The organism is Singulisphaera chitinilytica, from assembly GCF_049331405.1.
Lineage (GTDB): Bacteria > Planctomycetota > Planctomycetia > Isosphaerales > Isosphaeraceae > PoT.
The window spans coordinates 5,417,987-5,437,266 of sequence record NZ_CP186274.1; the positions used below are offsets into that span (position 1 = coordinate 5,417,987).

Sequence of the window (19,280 nt, forward strand, 5' to 3'; positions counted from 1 at the left end):
CTCGCGAGGTTTCACTGCAAAAACATCCAAGTCACACAAGGGCCACATCGAAACCCTCTCTACTGATCCGCGCCCGGCAACGAGTCGGTTGACTCGCAGCGTCGCTCGACTCTTAAAGATTTCATTCTATAGGGCGAGCGGGATATCAAGGACGGATGCACCGGCCCGTCGGATCGGATGTCGTGCCATGGGCCCGATATCGATCGCGATTCTTTGAAGTCGGCGGCACGACTCATCCGAAAATGGCCTGCCGAGGTCGGTCGCTTGGAGGAGATTCCCCCTCGGGCCGATGCGAGGCGCCGCCGCTTTTCAAGGCAGGCCGGGGTCAACAACCCGATCTTGCCCCCGGTTTTCCGGAGAGAACTCGGGCATAGCCGCCGGGTTTCGGCCAAAATAAAGATCTCGACGAATTGCCCCGATCACCTGTTTAAATGCACCTACCGAACATAGGAGCGATTGATCCAAGAAATTCATTGAAATAGGCTTGCACTGGCTCCTTACCTTGATGCATGCTCATTGTCGTCCTGATTCCATCCAAGTTAAATCTTGATGAAGGCGATCCATGCCCCCTGGGTCCGTGGGCATGCTCGTATCTTGATCGACGCACAACCCGCAGACCGTTCCTTCCCGATTTCGTGGACTAGAGAAAGGCCGAGATCATGTCGCAGCGACGTCGCGCGTTTACATTGATCGAACTTCTTGTCGTGATCGCGATCATCGCGGTCCTGATCGCGTTGTTGTTGCCCGCCGTGCAGGCCGCGCGCGAGGCTGCGCGCCGGATTCAGTGCGTCAACAACATGAAGCAGCTCGGGTTGGCCCTCCACAACTACGTGAGCGCGAACAACACCCTGCCGCCGGGCCGCATCTGGGCCCCGTTCCCGGGCAAGACGTTCCCGTCGGTCTTCGCCGGCGCCCAGAACACGCCCTGGTTCTGCCTGATGCTCCCGCTCATCGAGCAGGGCAACCTCGCGAACTCGTTCAACTTCAGCCTCGGTTCCGAGGGCTTCCCGGGCGGCCTCAACGTCGCGGCGGGATACTTCGCCAACTCGACGGTCGCGGCCACCAAGATCAGCAGCTTCCAGTGCCCGAGCGATCGTCAGAACACGTTCCAGGTCAACTCCAGCTATAAAGGTGGAGTGCTGAGCGGCCCGATCATGACGAAGGGCAACTACGCCGCCAGCTGGGGCAACACGAGCTGGGGCCAGGACAAGGCCAGCTCGCTCGCACCGCAGTACCTCAAGTCGGCCTTCGGGCATGACGGCAACATCTCGCTGGCCTCGATCACCGACGGTACGAGCAACACCGTCTTCATCGGCGAGGTGCTTCAGGGTAGCATCAACGACATCCGTGGCGCGATGTGGTCCACCGTCCCGGGCGGCGGCTCGTTCATGACCCGCTACACACCGAACGGGACCAAGGATTACCTGAACCTGCAGACCGGCGGCGACTACCTCAACAACGATCCCGGCCTCTTCTGCACCAGCGAGCCCGTCCAGCAGCTCCCCTGCATTCCAAACGCCGGCGACAACGACGCCTTCGCGGGCTCCAGGAGCCGCCACGCGGGCGGTGTGAATGTCGGCTTCGGCGACGGCTCGGTCCGCTTCGTCAAGAACTCGATCAATCCGGTCACCTGGATCGGCCTGGCCACGATCTCGAGCGGCGAGGTCATCAGCTCCGACTCTTACTGAGCCGAGCCAGCTTGACCCGGCAACACGGCCGGGTCCAATGCCGACTCCAACACGACGTCCCAGCCGGCCTCCACCGGCTGGGACGTTTGCATTTGGAGGGTGAACTCAACCGTCGACACGTCTCTCAAATAACGGGCGACACTGGGCGAATTCATGGATGTCCGCGAGCTTTCTCCTCGCTCAACCCCCAGGGAGATCACCGACCATGCCCGGAGTGACCGAGATCGAGGTGCACGATGACGCGCTCTTCTCCTACGACAGGGCGTCGAGGGGCAAAGGCGATAGGCCATCGGGGATCACAGCGGGATTCAACGTGTCGCTGTTCGCGGTGATCTCGGTAATGGGGATCCTGGACTTCGCGGCCTCGAATCGCGCCCATGGGATCTCCATCCTGGGCCTGATCGTGACCAGCGCGATCGACGCCGTGCGATACCTGGCCGTAGTCCTGATCACGGCGGCGTTCGTCGCGTCGTTCTGGAGGCGGTTCGTCAGCACCTTGTACTCGGTCCGGCCGATCACCTTCCAGGAGGCGATGGCCATCGTCCTCATGGCCGGGCTCGTCCTCGGCCGCTGATGCGGAAGCGGTCGCATCGCCGAGGGCCGGCTGACATTGCGACGATCCTCTGGAGACAATCGACTCCTGGGATCGACGAATTGATCACGTCCTATGTCTGGCACCGTCGTTTCTTTTTCTTGGAAAACACCACTTCCGCACCATAGGGGAGTCTTGTACAGTTAGCGGTCAAGGCTCTCCGAACCCACCAAGATTCGGCACGAACCGCACCGAAGGTTCGCTGCGGGAGTGATTCATGTCGACCGCGACTTCCCCCGATGCGCTGATGGCGAGGGTGACCTGCCCCCACTGCTGGGAGGTCTTCTCGCCCGAGGAGGTCGTCTGGGTCTCGGAGCATTCCGACCTGCTGGGGGATCCGCTGCTCGGGCCGGAGCAGGCGCAGAGGTTCCTCCCCAGCCGGTTCACCATCAAGGGGGAGGCGATCGACGCCAAGGGGATGACCTGCCGGGTCCTGGCCTGCCCGAAGTGCCACCTGAGCCTTCCCCGATGCGCGCTGGAGATGCCGACGCTCTTCCTGTCGATCCTGGGGTCGCCGGCCAGCGGCAAGTCGTACTTCCTGGCGACGATGATTCACGAGCTCCGCAAGGTCCTGCCGGCCAACTTCGCGATCAACATCGCCGACGTCGACCCGATGGCGAACCGCCTGCTCAACGAGGCGGAGGAGAACCTCTTCTTCAATACCGGGCCGGATGACTACGTGCCGCTCGGCAACCTGATCCGCAAGACGGAGCTCGAAGGGGAGTTGTACGAGACCGTCGCGTACGGGAACCAGACGATCGCCTACCCCAAACCCTTCCTCTTCGACCTCCGCCCCGGCCCGGGGAACAACCGCGTGGCCGAGGCCGTGGGGATGGGGCAGCTCCTCTGCCTCTACGACAACGCGGGGGAGCACTTCCTGCCCGGCAGGGACACCACGGCCACGCCCGTCACCCGGCACCTGGCCCACTCGCGGGCCCTCATGTTCGTGCTCGACCCGATGCAGGATCAGCGGGTGCTCGCAGCGCTGAACGCCCGAAAGGGCTCCTCCGAACCGGTCTCACGCGGGCGGACGAGCCGGCAGGAGACGATCCTGCTCGAGGCCGCGGCCAGGATCCGGCGGCACTCCGGGCTCCTGCAATCGGAGAAGCACCCCCGGCCCCTGGTCATCGTCCTCACGAAACTCGACCAGTGGGAATCGCTGCTCGACAACCCGGAGGGGGACGACCATTCCGAGCCCTGGCGTTCGGTCCCCAGCCTGAACCAGAATGCGATCGACATCGAGCGGATCGAGCGGCGCTCGGCCCGGCTCCGGAAGCTGCTCCAGGCCCTCTGCCCCGAGATCGTCTCATCGGCCGAGGGGTTCGCGCAGGAGGTCTTCTACGTCGCCACGAGCGCGCTGGGGGATAAGATCGGGATCGACCCCAAGACCGGGTATGCCGGGATCCGCCCGCGCGACATCCAGCCGAGGTGGGTGACCGTCCCCCTGCTCTACATCATGGCGAAGACGCTGAGCGGGTTCGTCCCGAGGTTCCGCCGCAAGACCCAGAGCCCCCGGACCAACGACCCGACGTGATGCGCCGAGGATCGCCGCACACGTCGGGATAAGTCGTTTTGCCTCCTCATATATTAAGACGAGTCGAGTCGAAGGCTATCGCCGTCGCCGGCGAAGAGATCGAGGGAGAGCGTTCGCATGGCAACCGAGGTCCACTACACATCGGCCCCTCGAGGCGTCTTCCCAGGCACCCAGGGTTATAGCACGGTGGCCTGCTCGGCCCAGATGCCCCGCGCGCTCGTGGAGCGGATGGAGGGCCTGAGCGCCTACCGGAACGTCTTCCCGCCGCACGATCCCAAGGCGAAGCTCAACCCCGTCGCCTTCAACCACCTGCGCGTGCCGACGGCCGCCGGGCCTCGCCACGTCCTCTCCCGGATCGGCGACGCCGGGCTCGACTATAGCGACCGCACCAACAAGTACGCCCACCACGTCATCCTCGACGACTCGGAACTCGCCCGGGGCGGGCCCGCCTGGCTCATGGGCCGGCCCGGCGTGCTGAACGCCGACTGGGACGGCCATATCGGGTTCCTGCCCGAGTCGCGATCGGTGCCGCAGGGGGACCGCCCCGCGCGGGCCTGCGACCGCTGGGCCAGGGCGACCGGCGACGCCGGCTGGGCCGGGGTTTTGGCCGAGGCCTTCCTCGCCGACCCCAGGCGGGTGACGATCCTCGTGTTCGACCCGGGCACGGATCTGTTGCCCCTCTTCGAGGAGGCCCTGGCGCTGCTGCCGGCCAACCGCCGCTGGGACGTCAGCTTCAGCACTTATTTCACCGGCTTGCAGCAGGGCGTGGCCTGCTCGTGGCGCGGGGTCGTGCGTGGCTCGCCCGAGGCCGCCCAGGCCCTCGGCATGAAGAACGCCCTGGTCCTCGACCTCGGCCAACCTCTCGGCCGCGCCGAGGGGGGCTCGCTCGTCGCCCTCGCCCGCACCGGCACGGCCGCCGCGCCCCCGCCCCTCACCACCTTCGAACCGGCCGAGCCTGACTTCGCCCCCTTCCCCGACTATCCCCCCGAGCCGAGTCAGGGCTGGCGTCCTCCGGGCCCGACCGACGGCACCTACGGCATGGTCGGGGGCTCCCACGCGCCCACCGGCCCCGTGCCGCCGCCGCTCATCATGGAAGATAATGAGGAGGAGGAAGAGCCCAAGCGCCGGCGACGATTGTTGCCTATCCTCGGAGTTACGTCACTGGTGCTTGTGGTAGTGGCCTGTGCCGCGATTGTCTTTATGCAGCAAAAATCTGAGCCACGACGTAGCAAAGTACTGTCAACGAAGATCCCTGACGAACAAAACCAGCCACCACAGCAAAAGACAGAAGGAAACCATAGTGCAAAGCCAGCACAAGAGCAGGCCCAATTATCAGATAAAGGCAATCCTACCACCTTGATAAGCCCGCCAGAGACTGAGGGCATTCAATCTAACCAGGGCTTGGCTCACGACACGGATCCTCTACATAAAGATAAGCTGAAAGGCAAAAGGCCGCCCGACACATCATTGCGTGAGGAAGAGAGGAAACCAACGATCAATAGCGATAGTGGCAAGAAAGATTCGGACGCCCACAAGAAACCTGAGCTAGCAGCAAAGAGGGTCGTGCGCCAATCTGTCGATCTACTTGACTTGAACAGCACCACTTCAGATTTACAAATTCTTAAATCCGAAACAAACGAGGATTTCCTCGACTACGATTTTAATCTATTGGGAGTCAAACAAGTTGGTTTTGACGCAATAGGCCTCGAGGTGGCGGTACTTCCTAAGCCCAAGATAGGTATCGCGATTGTCGCGAAGGCTGACGAAAAAACAAAATACGCTTCCTTCGAAGTCGAAGGAAATCGCATACTGTACATAAGGACCGACACACCTATAACACTGGATATCTTAAGAGCAATTAATACGTGCATACTCGAAATCAAACACCGCAACGAATCGAACAAGACAGCTCCTCACTACAAGATTGCCCTACGCAATTCGATCGCGATGGAACCTTCCAAGTCCGCGATTTCGACCAAGACTCTCGACACGAAGCATGACATCTCAGCGGGGGAGTGGAAAAATGGCCCTCCCATGAACCGCCCGATACTCATTAGTGAATGCGTTACGAACGGGGAAGCAACTGAGCAAGTCGATCAAAGAACACCTCAGGCCAGGTTTTACAAAATCAAAAATTTCGAACACATCGCATTAAAGATCGAATCAAAAGGAATTTACCAGGCTGGACCGAATCTCGGATCCGCAAACATCCAAATTTCATCAAATATTTCATTCAAAACCGCACTAGAGCAATGCATCCAGGCCAGCGACGAATTTCTGGCCGCTCGTGGCGATTTCAGGACCAACGAGCCTTACCTCTTAGTAGCGGAAAGCGACCGCGCAAAAGCGTTGTCCACCCTCACTAGCCTCAGAGAATCTATAGACAAATGCACCGAACTAGCAAAAACCACAGAATTACAACACGGCATTGCTTTTAACAAAACATACAATACATCAAAAAATAAGTGCATTGATTTCACCAAAAAAACAAATAATATCAAAAATTCACTGGTTAATGCCATCAGACCACAAGAAGTCGAACAGCAACAGTCCGAGTCAAAGAACCAAGCTGATATAGCCAAATCGTCCGCCGTACTGGCTGCGGCGGAGAAGTTGCGAAGCATGATCGAAGCCATGGATGAAACTGTTAAACTCAAACGTGGAGATAATTTGTCTGAATTGTCTTTCCAAGTAACTCTCGCTATCAACGTTGATGGTGAGATTGTTGAGGTCGCTAAAGTCGGCCGTCCGGATACTAACGCCAAACGCCAAGGTAAGAAGTCCGCCGAGGATAAGAACCGATGATCGACTTTCACCGCACAGTCGGCGAAATCCGCTCGTTCCTCCAGTCGGCGGATCGGACCGAGGACCCGCGCCTGGCGGGGTTGGCGAAGGATTATGCGGCGGCTTGCTCCGAGGCGAACGAGCGGCTCAATCGGTGCGCCTTCTTCCTCAGGCAGGGGTTGCGGTCGGAGGCACTCCACCTCGCGAAGGCAGAGCCCGACCTACTCGACATGGCGACGGTGCTCGACTTCCCCGAGCGGCCGGAGTGGGATGACCTTGCCCTGCGGTATGGCTGGACCAAAGCCCCGGCGCTCGCCATCGACCATGCCCACGCCCTCAATGAAGCGTATGGCGAGGAAGACCCGCTGCAGGACCTGCTGAGGAAGCATCGCCGATACGCGCTCGCGCGGGCCCCGCTGCTGAAGCGTGTGGAGGTCATGCGGAAGATCGCCCAGCTCGACACGAACAACCCGATCTGGCTCGAGGACATCCGGCGGTTCGAGGTCGCCCGGCAGGATGAGATGGAGCTGGAGGTCCGCAACGCGCGGGCCGCGGTGGACGTGACCGCGCTCGAGGCGATCGTCCGGGAGTTGGAGACCGTCGCCTGGACCGCCCCGCTGGCCGAGGCCCGCGTGAACTCGGCGCGTTCGGCTCTCGCCTCCGCCCGGAAGCAACAGGCCCGCAACCAACTCGGCAAGCTCGCGGAGGACCTGCAACGAGCCCACGCCGGCGAGGACACGGCCAGGGGCCGACAGATCCGCTCCCGATGGCTCGCGCTGGCCGAGATGGCGGCGCTCAGCCCGGGCGACCCGCTCGAGGGAGAGGCGCAGGCCGGGCTCGACTGGCTCCGCCGCCAGGACCGTCGCGAGGAGGAGGAGCGGGCCTATCAGGAGGCGATGCTCGACCTCCAGGACGTGCTCGAGCACGGCGGCGACCGTCGCACCCTCAACGAGGCCGAGGAGGGGGTCATCCGCTTCGGCCGAGGCCTGCCCAAGGACATCCAGGCGGCCGTCAAGGAGCGGTATCGCGAGCTCGGCAAGTCGGAGCGGCGCAAATTCCGCACGATCGTCACCGGCATCGCCGCCGCGCTGCTCGTCTTCGCCGGCCTCATCGCCTGGTCGAGCGCCGCGGGCAACCGGCTCAGGACGATCGAGCAGACCGCCTCGAAGATCGAGGAGATGCTGGAGGCGGGGCAACTCAAGGAGGCCCGGCAAGCCCTCGAGCAGCTCGAGAAGACGTATCCGGGTGCCTCCGAGACCAAGGCCTGCGAGGCCGTCACCAACCGGCTCGCGGGGGCGGAGAAGGACGAGGACGGCCGCGTCGACCGGTTCAACAAGGCGCTCAAGGCCGCGCAGGACGCCCCGCTCGACGAGGAGGCCCCCCCCGCCCTGGCCACGGCCCGGATGGCCGCGAGGCTGCCGGGCGAGAAGGCCGCGCTCGAACGCGTCGAGGGTGATAGGAAGGCCCTCGGGGCCAAGATGCGTGGCGAGGCCGACGAGGCCTTGCAGTCCAGGCTCCGCGAGCTGAGCGAGAAGCTCGAGGCCGCCGAACGCCTCGTCGCACAGCTCCCCAAGTCCAACGAGACGCGCGAGGCCCTGGGCGGGCTCAGGATCCACGTGACGACCCTGCGCAACGAGGCCGAGAAGGCCAGCCCCGAGCCCAAGGCCCAGGCATTGGCCTGGATCGCCAGGCTCGAGAAGGCGGAGAGCGCGCTCGCCGGGAATTCGGACCGCGAGCGCATGGTCGAGCTCGTGCGGGAGAAGGCGACCGCGATGATCACCTCGGGAGACGCCGCGCCGTTCGCCGAGGCCTGCGAGGCCTACGTCGTGAAGTTCCCCGGCGACCCCCGCTCGGCGGCCTTCCGCGACATGCTGGCAGAGCGCTCGGCCTGGGAGACCCTCATCGCCTGGGCCCTCATCGCCAAGGGCTGGAAGCCGCCGTACACGAAGCTCACCCCCGCCGATGCCACCGAGCGATCGCAGCAGCTCACCGAGTTCCGGATCAAGCATCCTCGCTGGCCCGACGCCACCATGGGCGACTACCACCGCTACGTCATGGCCATGTCCCGCCGCGAGCCGAAGGGGGAGGACGACGCGACGGCCCCGCTGAGGCGCGTGCTCTCGAACCCGCTCTTCCAGAACATCTGGAAGGTCCAGGCCACGAACGGGAAGACGTACTACACGGTGTCGAAGCCGGACGTCACCGAGAACGGCTGCCTGTTCGAAGCCCTCGTCACGCTCGCCGGCCGCACCGATCGGGTCTACCTCACCAAGGAGAACGTCGAGAGCATCGCCGTCGCCCCCCAGGCCAAGATGGCCGGGCGGCTGAAGCCGATGGTCACGCAAGCCGTCAACAGCCCCGCCAACTGGGACGAGGTGATGGGGCAAATCTTCGCCGCCATCCAGTCCGAGCCGGAGGTCGACTCCATCCCCAGGATGATCGCGCTCCGGGCCGCGATGCGGACGGCGACCCTCGGCAGCGAGCTCATCAGCGAGGCCCTCAAGGAGCAGAGCCGGGCCGTACAGGACCCCGCCCTCAACCTCGACGTCGACTGGATGGCCCCGGAGCGACCCGAAGTCGAGCGGCTCCGGGATTCGTGCGAGCGGATCCTGAAGGGCCTCCCCCCGATCACCTTGATCTCAACGCTCGTGGAGAAGGCGAGGGTGAAGCTCGAGGCATCGATGGCCCAGACCTACCTGCCGGTCGACGTCCTCCTGCGGACCAGCAAGGGGGCCTGGCAGTGCGACGAGGCGGCGAAGTGCCGGCCTGGCACGAGCCTCTTCGTCAACCTCTCCGACGGCTCCTGGGAGACGATCGGCAAGGTCCTCGGCCCCGACAAGGGGGTCCTGATCGACGGCGCCGCCGCGAAGCTGCTCGAAGGCCGGCTCGTCTTCGCGCGTCGCACGAGCGAGTGATCGAGGCCTCGTCCGCCGCCCCGATTCCTCCTCCCTCCTCCAACCGAACACGACTCGCGCCAGAAGGGCTCAAGGGTACGAGGCCATGTCGCAAGAAACCTGGTATGTCCGCGACCGCAACAAGGTGACCGGACCCTTCAACGCCGAGCAGCTCTATGGCCTGCGCCGGCGCGGGCAGCTCGCGCAGTTCCACGAGGTCTCGCGGGACCGGGTCACGTGGTCGCGTGCGTCGACCCTGGACTTCCTCTTCTCGCCGCAGAGCGTCCCCCGGCAGGAGGTCTTCCCCGTCGCCGACGCGACGCCGGAGCAGCCGTCTTACGACTGGTACTACTCGTCGGGCCAGACGCCGATGGGGCCGGTCGAGACGGCGAACCTCCTCGAGATGCTGCGCCGGGGTACGATCACAGGGGAGACGCTCGTCTGGCGCGAAGGGCTCCCGAACTGGGTCCCGCTCCGCACCCTCCAGCTCGAACAGCCGCAGGCAGCTCCCGTCGCTGCGGCCCCGGCGGGCCACGGCGGTCCGCAAGGCTACGCCCCGACCCCTCAGCATACGGCGCCGGCGGCGGCTCACGCCGCAGCACCGGCACCGGCCCACGCCAGGCCGAGCGAGGCCCAGAGCCGCAACCGCCGCATCGGCCTGATCGTGGCGGTGGTCGCGATCGTCATCATGATGGGGATCGCAGCCGTCTTGCTCGCCCCGAAGGAGCGTCGCGAGGCCCTGGTCTCGGGGCTCAAGGGGGATGGGTCGGCCACGATCAACTCGGTGAACGACGCCCCCGACCTGGCCGCGGCCGTGGGACTCGTCCTCTGCGGCTGGGTCCAGACGGAGTTCGACGGCACGAGGACGGAGGTCTGCCTGTCGAGCGGGACCTGCTTCGTCGCCTCGGGCTCGGGCTATTTGATTACGAACCGGCACGTCGTCGAGTCGACCTCCAAGCTCCAGAACGCGGAGCTGATGCGGACCGAGCTGGAGGAGAAGACGAAGACCAAGATCGAGCCCAAGATCTGGGTCTTCTTCAAGCACAAGAAGTACGAGGCCACGATCGTCCACGAGAGCGACCCGTTCGACATGGCCATCCTCAAAATCAAGCCCGACGCCCCCCTGCCCCACTTCCGCCTGGCCGAGGAGGACACGACCGCGAGAGGCACGCCGGTCTACGCCCTGGGCTTCCCGGAGGCCTCGCGGACCCCGCTCTCGGGTGAGGAGGCGATTCAGCGCCTGATCCAGGAGCAGAAGAAGGGGGTGCGGGTCGAGTCCCACTTCCAGCCGTCGAACTTCGAATACGTGATCACCGACGGGATCATCAGCCTCCTCAGGCGCAACGGGGGCTCGGTGAAGATCGAGCACACGGCCAAGATCAGCCCCGGCAACTCCGGCGGCCCGCTCGTCCGCGATGACGGGACCGTCGTCGGCATCAACACGCTGATCGTCAAGGGCGAAGAAGGGGCCTCGCCCACCTTCGTCGCCCAGGGGATCGGCTCGATGCGCGACGAGCTGATGCGGCAGGCCCCGGAGATCTTCCAGCCCTGAGACGCCCCGGCCGAAAAAACAAACCCGCTCGGGAGGTGTTGGCCTCTCGAGCGGGTCCTGCTCGGCCTGGCGATCATCGAGGCGGCGACGCTCAATCGTCGTCGTCATCCTTGTCCTTGACGCCGGGGACCTCGCCTGCTCGGGCCGGGTAAGGACGCGAATCCTTGAAGAGGCTGTACCAGGTGATCCGGTTCATCCAGTAAGGATCCGGCGCGTCGACGTGGCTCCAGTCGAGCTCCATCGTGCGGGCGAGCCAGTACTTGTCGCTGTCGTTCATGGCCTTGCCCGACGGGTTACGCTCGTCGAGCGGCACGTTGTTGGGGACGGCCTTGTACGGCGTCAGGTCGGGCTCGTCGCCGAAGCAAGCGACCAACGGGTCGGAGAGGGCGTCGAACTTGTTCATCGGGTCGAGGCCGAGCATCATCTCTATCGACCGGATCATGTTCGTCGTCGTGTAGAAGGTCGAGTCCAGGAACCCCCGCCGCGTGTAGGGGCTGATCGCCATGAAGGCCGTGCGGTGGCCGTCGACGTGGTCTGGGCCCGACTGGGCGTCGTCCTCGATCACGAAGATGCACGTCTCCTTCCACTGCGGGCTCTTGGAGAGGGCCTCGACCACCCGCCCGAGCGCCAGGTCGTTGTCCGCCATCATGGCCCTGGGGGTGGGATAGCTCGGGTTGACCCCCTCGGTATGGTCGCAGGGGAGGCTCATGATCATCAGGTCGGGGACGGCGTCCTTCTTGCTGAACTCCTCGTACTCGCGGAGGAAGACGTCGACGCGATGCTGGTCGCTCTGGATCAGAGGCCAGTAATGCACTTCCTTGTTGATATAAGGCTTGAGGCTGGGGACGGTCGTCTCCGCCGTCATCTTGAACTTGTTCGTGCCGTTCTTGCGATCCTCCCAGAGCTCGAACCAGTCCTTGGGGGCGGGCTGGAAGCCGGCCTTGGTCTCGTCGCAGAACTCGCCCCAGACCCGAAGGGTCTTGTTCTTGCGGATCGCGGCGTCCCAGATCGCGCCGCCGCTCGAGATGGCCATTGGGTCTTCCCCCTCGCAGGGATAAGTCCTCGAGTAGCCGACGTAGAAGTGCTCGAGGTAGTCGTTGGCGATCGACTGGGTCGACCAGGCGTGGCCGTCGGCGCTATTCGTCCCGCTGACGTAGCCGTTGTCGAAGAGGGTGAACTCATTGGCGATCTTGCGGTGGTTGGGCATCACGCGCTCGCCCAGGCTGCAGAGCTTGGGGTCGCCGTTGCCCTTGGGCAGGTCGCCGAAGATCTCGTCGTACGTCCGGTTCTCCTTGATGATGTACAGGACGTGCTTGATCGCGCCGTTGTAGACCTTGAGGGGGGGCTTGACGAGGTTCGCATCCCAGCGATTGTTGCGCGCGACGACGCTCGTAGCCTTGGCGAGGTCGGCGTCCAGGTCGACGACGGTGACGGTCCCCTGGAAGTCGTGCGCATTGCCCGGCTTGCCGGCGAGGGTCCGGTTCACCGAGCCGTTCCCCTTGGTGTTGAGCAGCAGGGCGGACTTGCCGTCGGGGGTCAGGGCGAGGGCCGTCGGGAAGTAGCCGGCGGGTCGGAAGCCGAGGACCTTGCCCGAGGCGATGTCGACCTCGCAGAGGGCGTTGTCGCCGCCGTTGGCGATGTACAGCGTCTTGCCCCGGATCTCGAGCGCATTGGGCATGCTCCCCAGCACGCGGAGCTTCTCGCCCCAGAGGATCGGGATCGTGCGGGTCAGCTTGCCCGAGGCGATGTCGACCTCGGAGATGGAGTCGCTCATCGCGTTGGCGACGTACGCCCGCCCGCCCGAGACGGCGATGGCCGTCGGGTGGATGCCGACCTCGAGGTGCCGGGTCTTCCCCGACTCGCGGTCGATCAGGCTGACGGTCCCCGAGCCGGGCGTGCCCCGGTCGTCGGTGACGACGTCGAGATCCTGGCTCTTCGCCGTGATGTCCCCGGCTCGGGGTCTTCGGCCCCCCCAGTTGCTCACGACCAGGGTCTTCTCATCCTCGGAGAGCCTCGGCTCGAACGGCAGGTTCTCGACGGGGAACTCGCGGATCCACTCCCCATCCCCACGGGTGAGGTCGACCTCGGCGATTGCGTTGCGGTTGGCCGCCGCCACGAACAGCCGCGAGCCATCCTTGGTGATCGTCATCCCGCCCGGCACGGGGTTGTCCTTCGCGTCCTTCGGCCTGACGGCGATCTGCCCGGCCTTGACGAGCTTGTCCCCTTCATATTTGAAACTCTGGACATACCCTTGCTCGGTGCTGGCGAAGAGTCGCTTGCCGTCCGGCGACCAGACGAGCCCGCGGAACCCCGCGCTCGAGCCGAGCGGGACCTTCGTCTCCTCGCGGATCGCCTTCGTCGTCCCGAGGAAGACGCTGTTCTGGTGCAGCACGGCGAAGAAGGCCCCGCTCGGGTGGAGGGCCAGTTCGATGGGCCGACCCTGGAATGCGAGCGAGCCCCCCTCCACCCTCTGTCCGGACGAGACCATGAAGCCCCCGTCCGGCTGCTTCCCCATCCAGATCACACCCCGTTGCGCCATGCCGGCCAGGATCAAAACTAGCGCGGGCGCTCCGATCCCCAGTCCCAGAGCCCAGGCTCTTCTTCGAGTCATGATGCCTTCGTTCCGGAGGAACCCTCAGTCACAGCGATGCCAGGAAACACGAGCCGCCGATTCTACGACCTCGCCCCCTCGAAAGCATCAGCCCGACCCAGGGGATTGCAACCGGCCCCGTAGCCCTCAACATGCCGCCGGCTTCCCCAGGCGCTCTCGCTTGTCGAAGATGAATATGGACACTTCTCGCTGATCCCGACAGTCCTTGGCCCTCGCGTCACGCCACTCGCCCCCTGGGCACCGCCTTTGGTGAGCATCCATCATCTCCGCTCGGCCCCGGATCGCCATGCCACCGACTTCGTATCGCCCTCTCGCGCTTGTAGCGACGGTCCATGAGCAGGACCAGGAACCGCACGATCGTCCGACGCTCCCGCCACTTGTACCGCGCTTTCTCCTCATGCCGGAGCTGCCGGTTGACGCGCTCGACATGATTGTTCGTCCGCACCCGGCGGCACGCCGGGTCCTTCAGGAACGCGATCATCTTGGCGAACTTCTCGTCGGGGAGCATCCCCATCGCCGACGACAGCTCGGGGACCTTCTGGAAGCGGGGATTCCCCAGGAGCGCCGCATGCCGGCCCCGGGCCAGCTCCTCCGTCTGCCCCTCCTCGAATAGCATCGTGAGACGGTCCACGAAGTCCCGCAACGTCTTCAGCTCCGGCAGATAGCTCAGCATCGTCTCCAGGTCCGCCCGCTCCCCGGCGCTCATCCCCTCGCGGCGGCTTCACGATCAGCCAGCGATGCTTGAAGACGAAGGCCGATTTCTCCTTGTTCGTCGAGCGCCGCCGCGACCGGCGCCGGGGCCGGCCCGGCTTCCGCTTGCGGCCTCGGTTGCCGCGGCGGGAGAGCCCCCGCCGCATCCGACGCACCGCGTCCAGGACGCGCTGATGCAGGTCCTTCAGGACGTGGAAGACGCACAACTGATGGCGGGCCGCCGGCCAGAGTTCCGCCAGCAGGGTCGGATAGAGGTTTGAGCCGTCGGTCACCACCACCTGCGGCAACAGCCCCCACCACTTGAGGTCCTTGAGGAACCGCCGCATGTGGTCGCGATCGTCGCCGGCGACGACGGCGAAGGCCACGGGCAGGTCCTGGAGCGGGTCGGTGGCCAGCAGGAGCGTCGATCGGCCCAGGTGGAGCTCGTCGACGCAGAGCGTACCGCTGAACCGGGTCAGGATCCAGCGGCGATGCTCGGCCATGTCGAGGCCGCGGACCCTGCGGTCGAGGCAGTCGTAGACAAAGCCGTCGGAGAGGTCCAGGAGGAAGTCGCGGCGCATCGAGGCGATGACGCGCTCGACGCTCATGCCGTCGTCGAGGATCCGGTCGAGGACCGCCTCTCGGACCTTGTGGTCGTAGGCGGCCTTAGGTTCGACGCCCGGGGGGCAGGTGCGGAAGGTGCTGCAGCAGCCGCAGCGGGCGCGATACTCGCCGTAAGTGATGTCGAGGAAGACGACCTGCTTGTAGGCGAGGGTCCGGACGAGGCGCCGGAGGACCTGCTTGCGGCGCCCCGCTTGCCGCACGTGGGGCATGGAGCCTGGCTCGGGGCGCAACTCAGGGGTATGGTACGGACGTGGGGCCTTCGGGTCGCCATGACCTGCGTGCTCCTGTGGGACGGGTAATCACCCACAAGCACGCAGGCCCTATCTCCTCTTGTCAAGAGCCTCTTACGGCGACCGGACTCCTGTCGGGATCAGCGAGAAGTCTCTGAATTTGAGGTGATATTCGAGGTGTTCGATATAATCCTCGACCATGTCCCCGAGGGCGACCACGCCGCGTTTGTTGTGCGTCCCGTAACGTGCAAAAGCCTCGTCGGGCAGGTTGCGGAGAACCCGGCCGAACTGCCGCCGGCCGACCTCGAAGAGGGTCAGGGCGTCCTCGATCGACTGCTCATGGGTGGCGAGGCGTTCGACGTAGGCAGTCTCGTCGGCATAGAGCAAGGGCGGGTTGTCCTCGATCACCATGCGCTTCATGCGGTCGATGGAAATGCTGTCGCTATCCGTGAGGTGGATCACGACCTCCTGGATGGACCAAAGCCCCGGCCCCGGCCTGGCGATCAGGTCTTCCCGGCTCAGGCCCTCGACGGAATCACGCAGTTGCTGCCCACCGGCCACGTAGCGTTCGATGATCTGACGATCCATTGAGATCCCCCTCGAATTCTTCGGTGTGGATAGATAAAAACGTCAACCCAGCAACTCGCCTCTAACGACCGTGACCGCCTGCCCGCCGAGCTTGACCCGATCCCCTTCGACCCGGACCCGCACGAGGCCCCCGCGTTTCGAGGCCTGGTACGCCAGGAACTCCGCCTTCCCGAGCCGCTCGGCCCAGAACGGCCCCAGGGCACAGTGGGCGGAGCCGGTTACGGGGTCCTCGGCGATCCCGACGCCAGGAGCGAAGAACCGAGAGACGAAGTCGTACCCGGCTCCCCCCGCCCCGGCGAGGCTCGTCGCGATCACCCCCCGCGTCCTGATCGAGCGCAGGCGGGCGAAGTCGGGGGCGAGGCCCCTCAGCACCTCCTCGCTCTCGACCTCGCAAAGATAGTCCATCCCGTACGAGCCGACGAAGCGCAAGGGCACGCCGAGGCTCTCGGCCAGACCCGCCGGGGCTTCTGTGACAGGCTTCGTCTTCAAGGCCGGGAAGTCGAGTTCGATCCAGTCACCCTGCCGCTCGGCGATGAGCAGGCCGCTCCTCGTCTGGAAGCGGATGGTCCGATCTTTGGGCTCCTCCCCCGACCCCCAGAGGGCGTGGGCCGAGGCCAGGGTGGCATGGCCGCAGAGGTCGACCTCGACCTCGGGCGTGAACCAGCGGAGGCTGTATCCATCGTCCTGCCGGATCAGGAAGGCCGTCTCCGACAGGTTCATCTCGCCCGCGACGCGCTGAAGCCACTCATCAGGCCTGGGCTCGCCGAGGATGCAGACCGCGGCCGGATTCCCGCCGAAGGGACGCGACGAAAACGCATCGACGATGAATAGGGGTAAATTCATAATTTCTCCCGGGGGGTTGGCCCGTGCCTGGTCGTATGCGAGCGCAGCACGAACCGAATCGACCTTGCGATGTGCAGCAATGGACACGCCGAGGCCCCGCGACGTTCGCGCGGCCTCGGCGTGTCCCGTTCTCATTGGATGTGTGAAGCGATGAAAGCCAATTCGCTCAGGGGGCCACGCGGATCAGCCAGACCTCGGCGACCTGGTTGCCTCGCCCGCTGCCGCCGCGGCCGGGCTCCTGCAACCAGCGGAGGGTCAGGCTGCCATCGGCGGTGAGGTCGGCCGGGATGTCGAACTCGAGGGCTCGCACCGGGTCCGGCTTCGCCATCGGCCCGTGGATCTGGCGGCCGTCGGCCTGCAGCGTGAGGCGGATCGGGGTCGGGAAGCTGTCTGCCGGATGGATCACGCGGAGCCGATACCTGGCGTGAGGATCGAGCCGATCGTAGTGCATCTCGAGCGGCGCGTCGTAGAGGCTCTGGGCATAGCGGCACCAGGCGAGGGGCCAGTCGGGGCGGCTGCCGAACGTGATCCGCGGCGAGCGCCGGAAGTCGGGGTCCTTCACGAAGCCGTCGCCCAGCACGAGGTGAGGGCGTCGCGAGGGATCGCCAGGCGCGTCGTAGAACCCGCCCGGCCCCGGGTCCTCATGCCCGAGGAGTTCGGCGATCCCCTTCTGCCGATCCTGCTCGCGCCCGAGCTTCCCGATCGCGGCGAACTGCGACAGGAGCCAGTTTCGATTATTCAAGGGCGTGTCGATCGCGTCGAGGTTCGCCCCGCGCCTGACGGCCGTCGCCTTGTAGCGGACCACGCTCAACTGCATCCGCACGCTTTGATACAGGGCCTCGGCCAGTTCATGGACCCGAGCCCTGCGGTCGGCCGAGACCGGGTGCGTCACGGCCTTCGCCAGCGCCGCCTGGGCCTCGGCCATCGCGGCGAGCGAGCCGATCGTACCCGAGCGACGGAGGGCGTCATACGCCTGGTTCTCCAGGGCCGTCTCATGGATCAGGCGGTCGCGTATGTGGGCGTCGTAATAGGCGCGATAGAGGGCCTGCTGGAACCGCCAGTTGAGCAGCACTTGGGGCTCGACGCTGCGCTCGAGATCCTGGAATTGCCGCAGGGTCGTCTCGACCCCGGAGTTCGCCAGCAAGGGCCCTTGCCAGTTCCTCTCGAGGGCGAAGAGCCCCTGGGCGAATCCTTCGGCGTGGGCGTCGCCGATGAAGTACCGACTGTATTGCCTCACAAGGTCGACGACGGCCGCGTCCGGATCCCACCCCAGGCCGCTCCAGACGAACTTGTTCACATCATCATTGCATCCTTCAGAATACGTGATGAACCCGATCGCCTGGTTCTGGTCGGCGTGAAAGATCGTGGCCTGCCCCAAGGGCCGGGGATTGATCGGCTCGCGTCCCTCGGTCAGGCCGAAGGCGATGTCCCAGTCGGGCACGGGATACTGGCAGTCGAAGTTGTGTGTGATGTCGGGATAGAGACGGATCGGGTAGCGGGCGGGGACCGACTCGCGAAGCTCCTTGGCGGAGAGCCGCACCTGCGGCCCGTGGACGATGCCCGTGAGCCACTTCGGCTCGTCGCGCAGGATCTTCAAGAACTCGTCGACGCGATCCTGGCCGAACCCCTGGGGCGAGACCCACATCTGGGCCTTCGGATGCCGCTTGCGGAGCGACTCGGCCTGCTTCTCAAGCAGCTTCATCAAGGGCCCCGGCGCCGAGTTCCCCGGGTCGCCCCCAGGCACGAACACGGCGTCGATCCGGGGCAAGGCCTCGAAGATTTCGCCCCACTCGCGCAAGGCCGTCGCGAGGATCTTCGGGTCGCCATAATCGAGGTCGTCCTCGGTCGGGTACCAGACCCAGACGTCGAGCCCGTACTCGTCCGCCAGGCGCGACATCCCCACCATCATCTCGAGCTGCGGCCGTGGAAAATGCGGGCTATCCGGGTCGTCATCGGTCTTGGGTGGTAGCAGTTCGATCGCGTTCGTGCCGAAGACAGCGAGGTCGCGGATGTACTGCTCCCACTGCAGAAGATCCCACCCATCATACGAGTTCGTCTTGGGCCGATATCCGAGTTGATGCCCCCGGAGCGGGAACCTCGGCGCCGTGGCGACCTGAAATTCCTTGGCAATCTCCGCCCGATCTCGTCCCAGCCTCAGTTCGCGGAGCAACCTCCCCACACCGAACAACACACCTCTGGCATCATTCCCCGCGACCACGATGAGGCTAGTTTTAGCGTCGACGCCAACCCGATAGCCCTCGGCCCCCTTCGCGGGCTTACTGGCATCGAGCCAGGAAACGACGCGAGGGAACTTCGCCCGCAGCCCGGCCTCCTGCCCCACGACGATCAGCGGTCCCGCCGCATCCTCGGGCCACTGCGAGAGCTTCGGCCAGTGGAGCCGGCTCCGCTTGTGAACCTCGTCGATGAGCATGCCGACGGCCTTCGCCTCGACCTTTCCCGCATCGTCGGCGACCAATACCCTGGCCTTGCTCAGGTCAAGCCCTTCCGCCCGAGTCTTTGTGACTATCCCCAACGCGAGCACCACCACCGAGGCCCACATCCAACCGCTTCTTGATTCTCGCCCCACACCCATCTCCTCTGAGGGTTCCATCCGAGGGGATGCGCAGGGCCCCTGCCTCGGCGTCAAAAC

11 protein-coding genes are annotated in these 19,280 nt (G+C 64.9%); 6 read left to right on the top strand and 5 right to left on the bottom strand.

Annotated elements, in window-relative coordinates:
- Positions 1-659 precede the first annotated feature (659 nt).
- The 6 genes from ACOYYX_RS21610 to ACOYYX_RS21635 all read left to right on the top strand — a co-directional run bounded on the left by ACOYYX_RS21610 (position 660) and on the right by ACOYYX_RS21635 (position 11,044).
- The gene (locus ACOYYX_RS21610) at positions 660-1,688 is read left to right on the top strand and encodes a DUF1559 domain-containing protein (protein WP_422923590.1); all 1,029 of its coding nucleotides are present in this window, start codon (positions 660-662) and stop codon (positions 1,686-1,688) included.
- Positions 1,689-1,893: 205 nt separating this feature from the next.
- Positions 1,894-2,262 carry a hypothetical protein gene (locus tag ACOYYX_RS21615; RefSeq protein WP_422923591.1) on the top strand — a complete coding sequence of 123 codons (369 nt, stop codon included), beginning with the start codon at positions 1,894-1,896 and terminating at the stop codon, positions 2,260-2,262.
- A 235-nt stretch (positions 2,263-2,497) separates the two neighbouring features.
- Positions 2,498-3,814: a hypothetical protein gene (locus ACOYYX_RS21620; RefSeq protein ID WP_422923593.1), complete on the top strand. Its 1,317-nt coding sequence runs from the start codon at positions 2,498-2,500 to the stop codon at positions 3,812-3,814.
- Between the two features lie 117 nt (positions 3,815-3,931).
- Positions 3,932-6,619: a hypothetical protein gene (locus ACOYYX_RS21625; protein ID WP_422923595.1), complete on the top strand. Its 2,688-nt coding sequence runs from the start codon at positions 3,932-3,934 to the stop codon at positions 6,617-6,619.
- Complete coding sequence (locus ACOYYX_RS21630; RefSeq protein ID WP_422923597.1) at positions 6,616-9,513, top strand: hypothetical protein; 2,898 nt, start codon at positions 6,616-6,618, stop codon at positions 9,511-9,513. The genes ACOYYX_RS21625 and ACOYYX_RS21630 overlap by 4 nt, the downstream gene beginning before the upstream one ends.
- A gap of 85 nt (positions 9,514-9,598) precedes the next feature.
- Complete coding sequence (locus ACOYYX_RS21635; protein WP_422923598.1) at positions 9,599-11,044, top strand: trypsin-like peptidase domain-containing protein; 1,446 nt, start codon at positions 9,599-9,601, stop codon at positions 11,042-11,044.
- A gap of 91 nt (positions 11,045-11,135) precedes the next feature.
- Here the strand turns inward: ACOYYX_RS21635 and ACOYYX_RS21640 are convergent, their stop codons facing one another.
- The 5 genes from ACOYYX_RS21640 to ACOYYX_RS21660 form a co-directional block, all read right to left on the bottom strand.
- Positions 11,136-13,655 carry an alkaline phosphatase family protein gene (locus tag ACOYYX_RS21640; RefSeq protein ID WP_422923600.1) on the bottom strand — a complete coding sequence of 840 codons (2,520 nt, stop codon included), beginning with the start codon at positions 13,653-13,655 and terminating at the stop codon, positions 11,136-11,138.
- A gap of 395 nt (positions 13,656-14,050) precedes the next feature.
- Positions 14,051-15,178 carry a transposase gene (locus tag ACOYYX_RS21645; protein ID WP_422923602.1) on the bottom strand — a complete coding sequence of 376 codons (1,128 nt, stop codon included), beginning with the start codon at positions 15,176-15,178 and terminating at the stop codon, positions 14,051-14,053.
- 135 nt (positions 15,179-15,313) lie between these two features.
- Entirely contained in the window at positions 15,314-15,787 is a 474-nt protein-coding gene (locus tag ACOYYX_RS21650; protein WP_422923604.1) for a DinB family protein, read from the bottom strand.
- Between the two features lie 42 nt (positions 15,788-15,829).
- Positions 15,830-16,630 carry a PhzF family phenazine biosynthesis protein gene (locus ACOYYX_RS21655; protein WP_422923605.1) on the bottom strand — a complete coding sequence of 267 codons (801 nt, stop codon included), beginning with the start codon at positions 16,628-16,630 and terminating at the stop codon, positions 15,830-15,832.
- 166 nt (positions 16,631-16,796) lie between these two features.
- Positions 16,797-19,190 carry a hypothetical protein gene (locus tag ACOYYX_RS21660; RefSeq protein ID WP_422923607.1) on the bottom strand — a complete coding sequence of 798 codons (2,394 nt, stop codon included), beginning with the start codon at positions 19,188-19,190 and terminating at the stop codon, positions 16,797-16,799.
- Between the last annotated feature and the right edge of the window lie 90 nt (positions 19,191-19,280).

Bases quoted from the DNA above. Each gene is read 5' to 3' on its own strand.
- ACOYYX_RS21610 (WP_422923590.1), top strand. From the start codon at position 660: ATGTCGCAGCGACGTCGCGCGTTTACATTGATCGAACTTCTTGTCGTG.
- ACOYYX_RS21615 (WP_422923591.1), top strand. From the start codon at position 1,894: ATGCCCGGAGTGACCGAGATCGAGGTGCACGATGACGCGCTCTTCTCC.
- ACOYYX_RS21620 (WP_422923593.1), top strand. From the start codon at position 2,498: ATGTCGACCGCGACTTCCCCCGATGCGCTGATGGCGAGGGTGACCTGC.
- ACOYYX_RS21625 (WP_422923595.1), top strand. From the start codon at position 3,932: ATGGCAACCGAGGTCCACTACACATCGGCCCCTCGAGGCGTCTTCCCA.
- ACOYYX_RS21630 (WP_422923597.1), top strand. From the start codon at position 6,616: ATGATCGACTTTCACCGCACAGTCGGCGAAATCCGCTCGTTCCTCCAG.
- ACOYYX_RS21635 (WP_422923598.1), top strand. From the start codon at position 9,599: ATGTCGCAAGAAACCTGGTATGTCCGCGACCGCAACAAGGTGACCGGA.
- ACOYYX_RS21640 (WP_422923600.1), bottom strand. From the start codon at position 13,655: ATGACTCGAAGAAGAGCCTGGGCTCTGGGACTGGGGATCGGAGCGCCC.
- ACOYYX_RS21645 (WP_422923602.1), bottom strand. From the start codon at position 15,178: ATGCCCCACGTGCGGCAAGCGGGGCGCCGCAAGCAGGTCCTCCGGCGC.
- ACOYYX_RS21650 (WP_422923604.1), bottom strand. From the start codon at position 15,787: ATGGATCGTCAGATCATCGAACGCTACGTGGCCGGTGGGCAGCAACTG.
- ACOYYX_RS21655 (WP_422923605.1), bottom strand. From the start codon at position 16,630: ATGAATTTACCCCTATTCATCGTCGATGCGTTTTCGTCGCGTCCCTTC.
- ACOYYX_RS21660 (WP_422923607.1), bottom strand. From the start codon at position 19,190: ATGTGGGCCTCGGTGGTGGTGCTCGCGTTGGGGATAGTCACAAAGACT.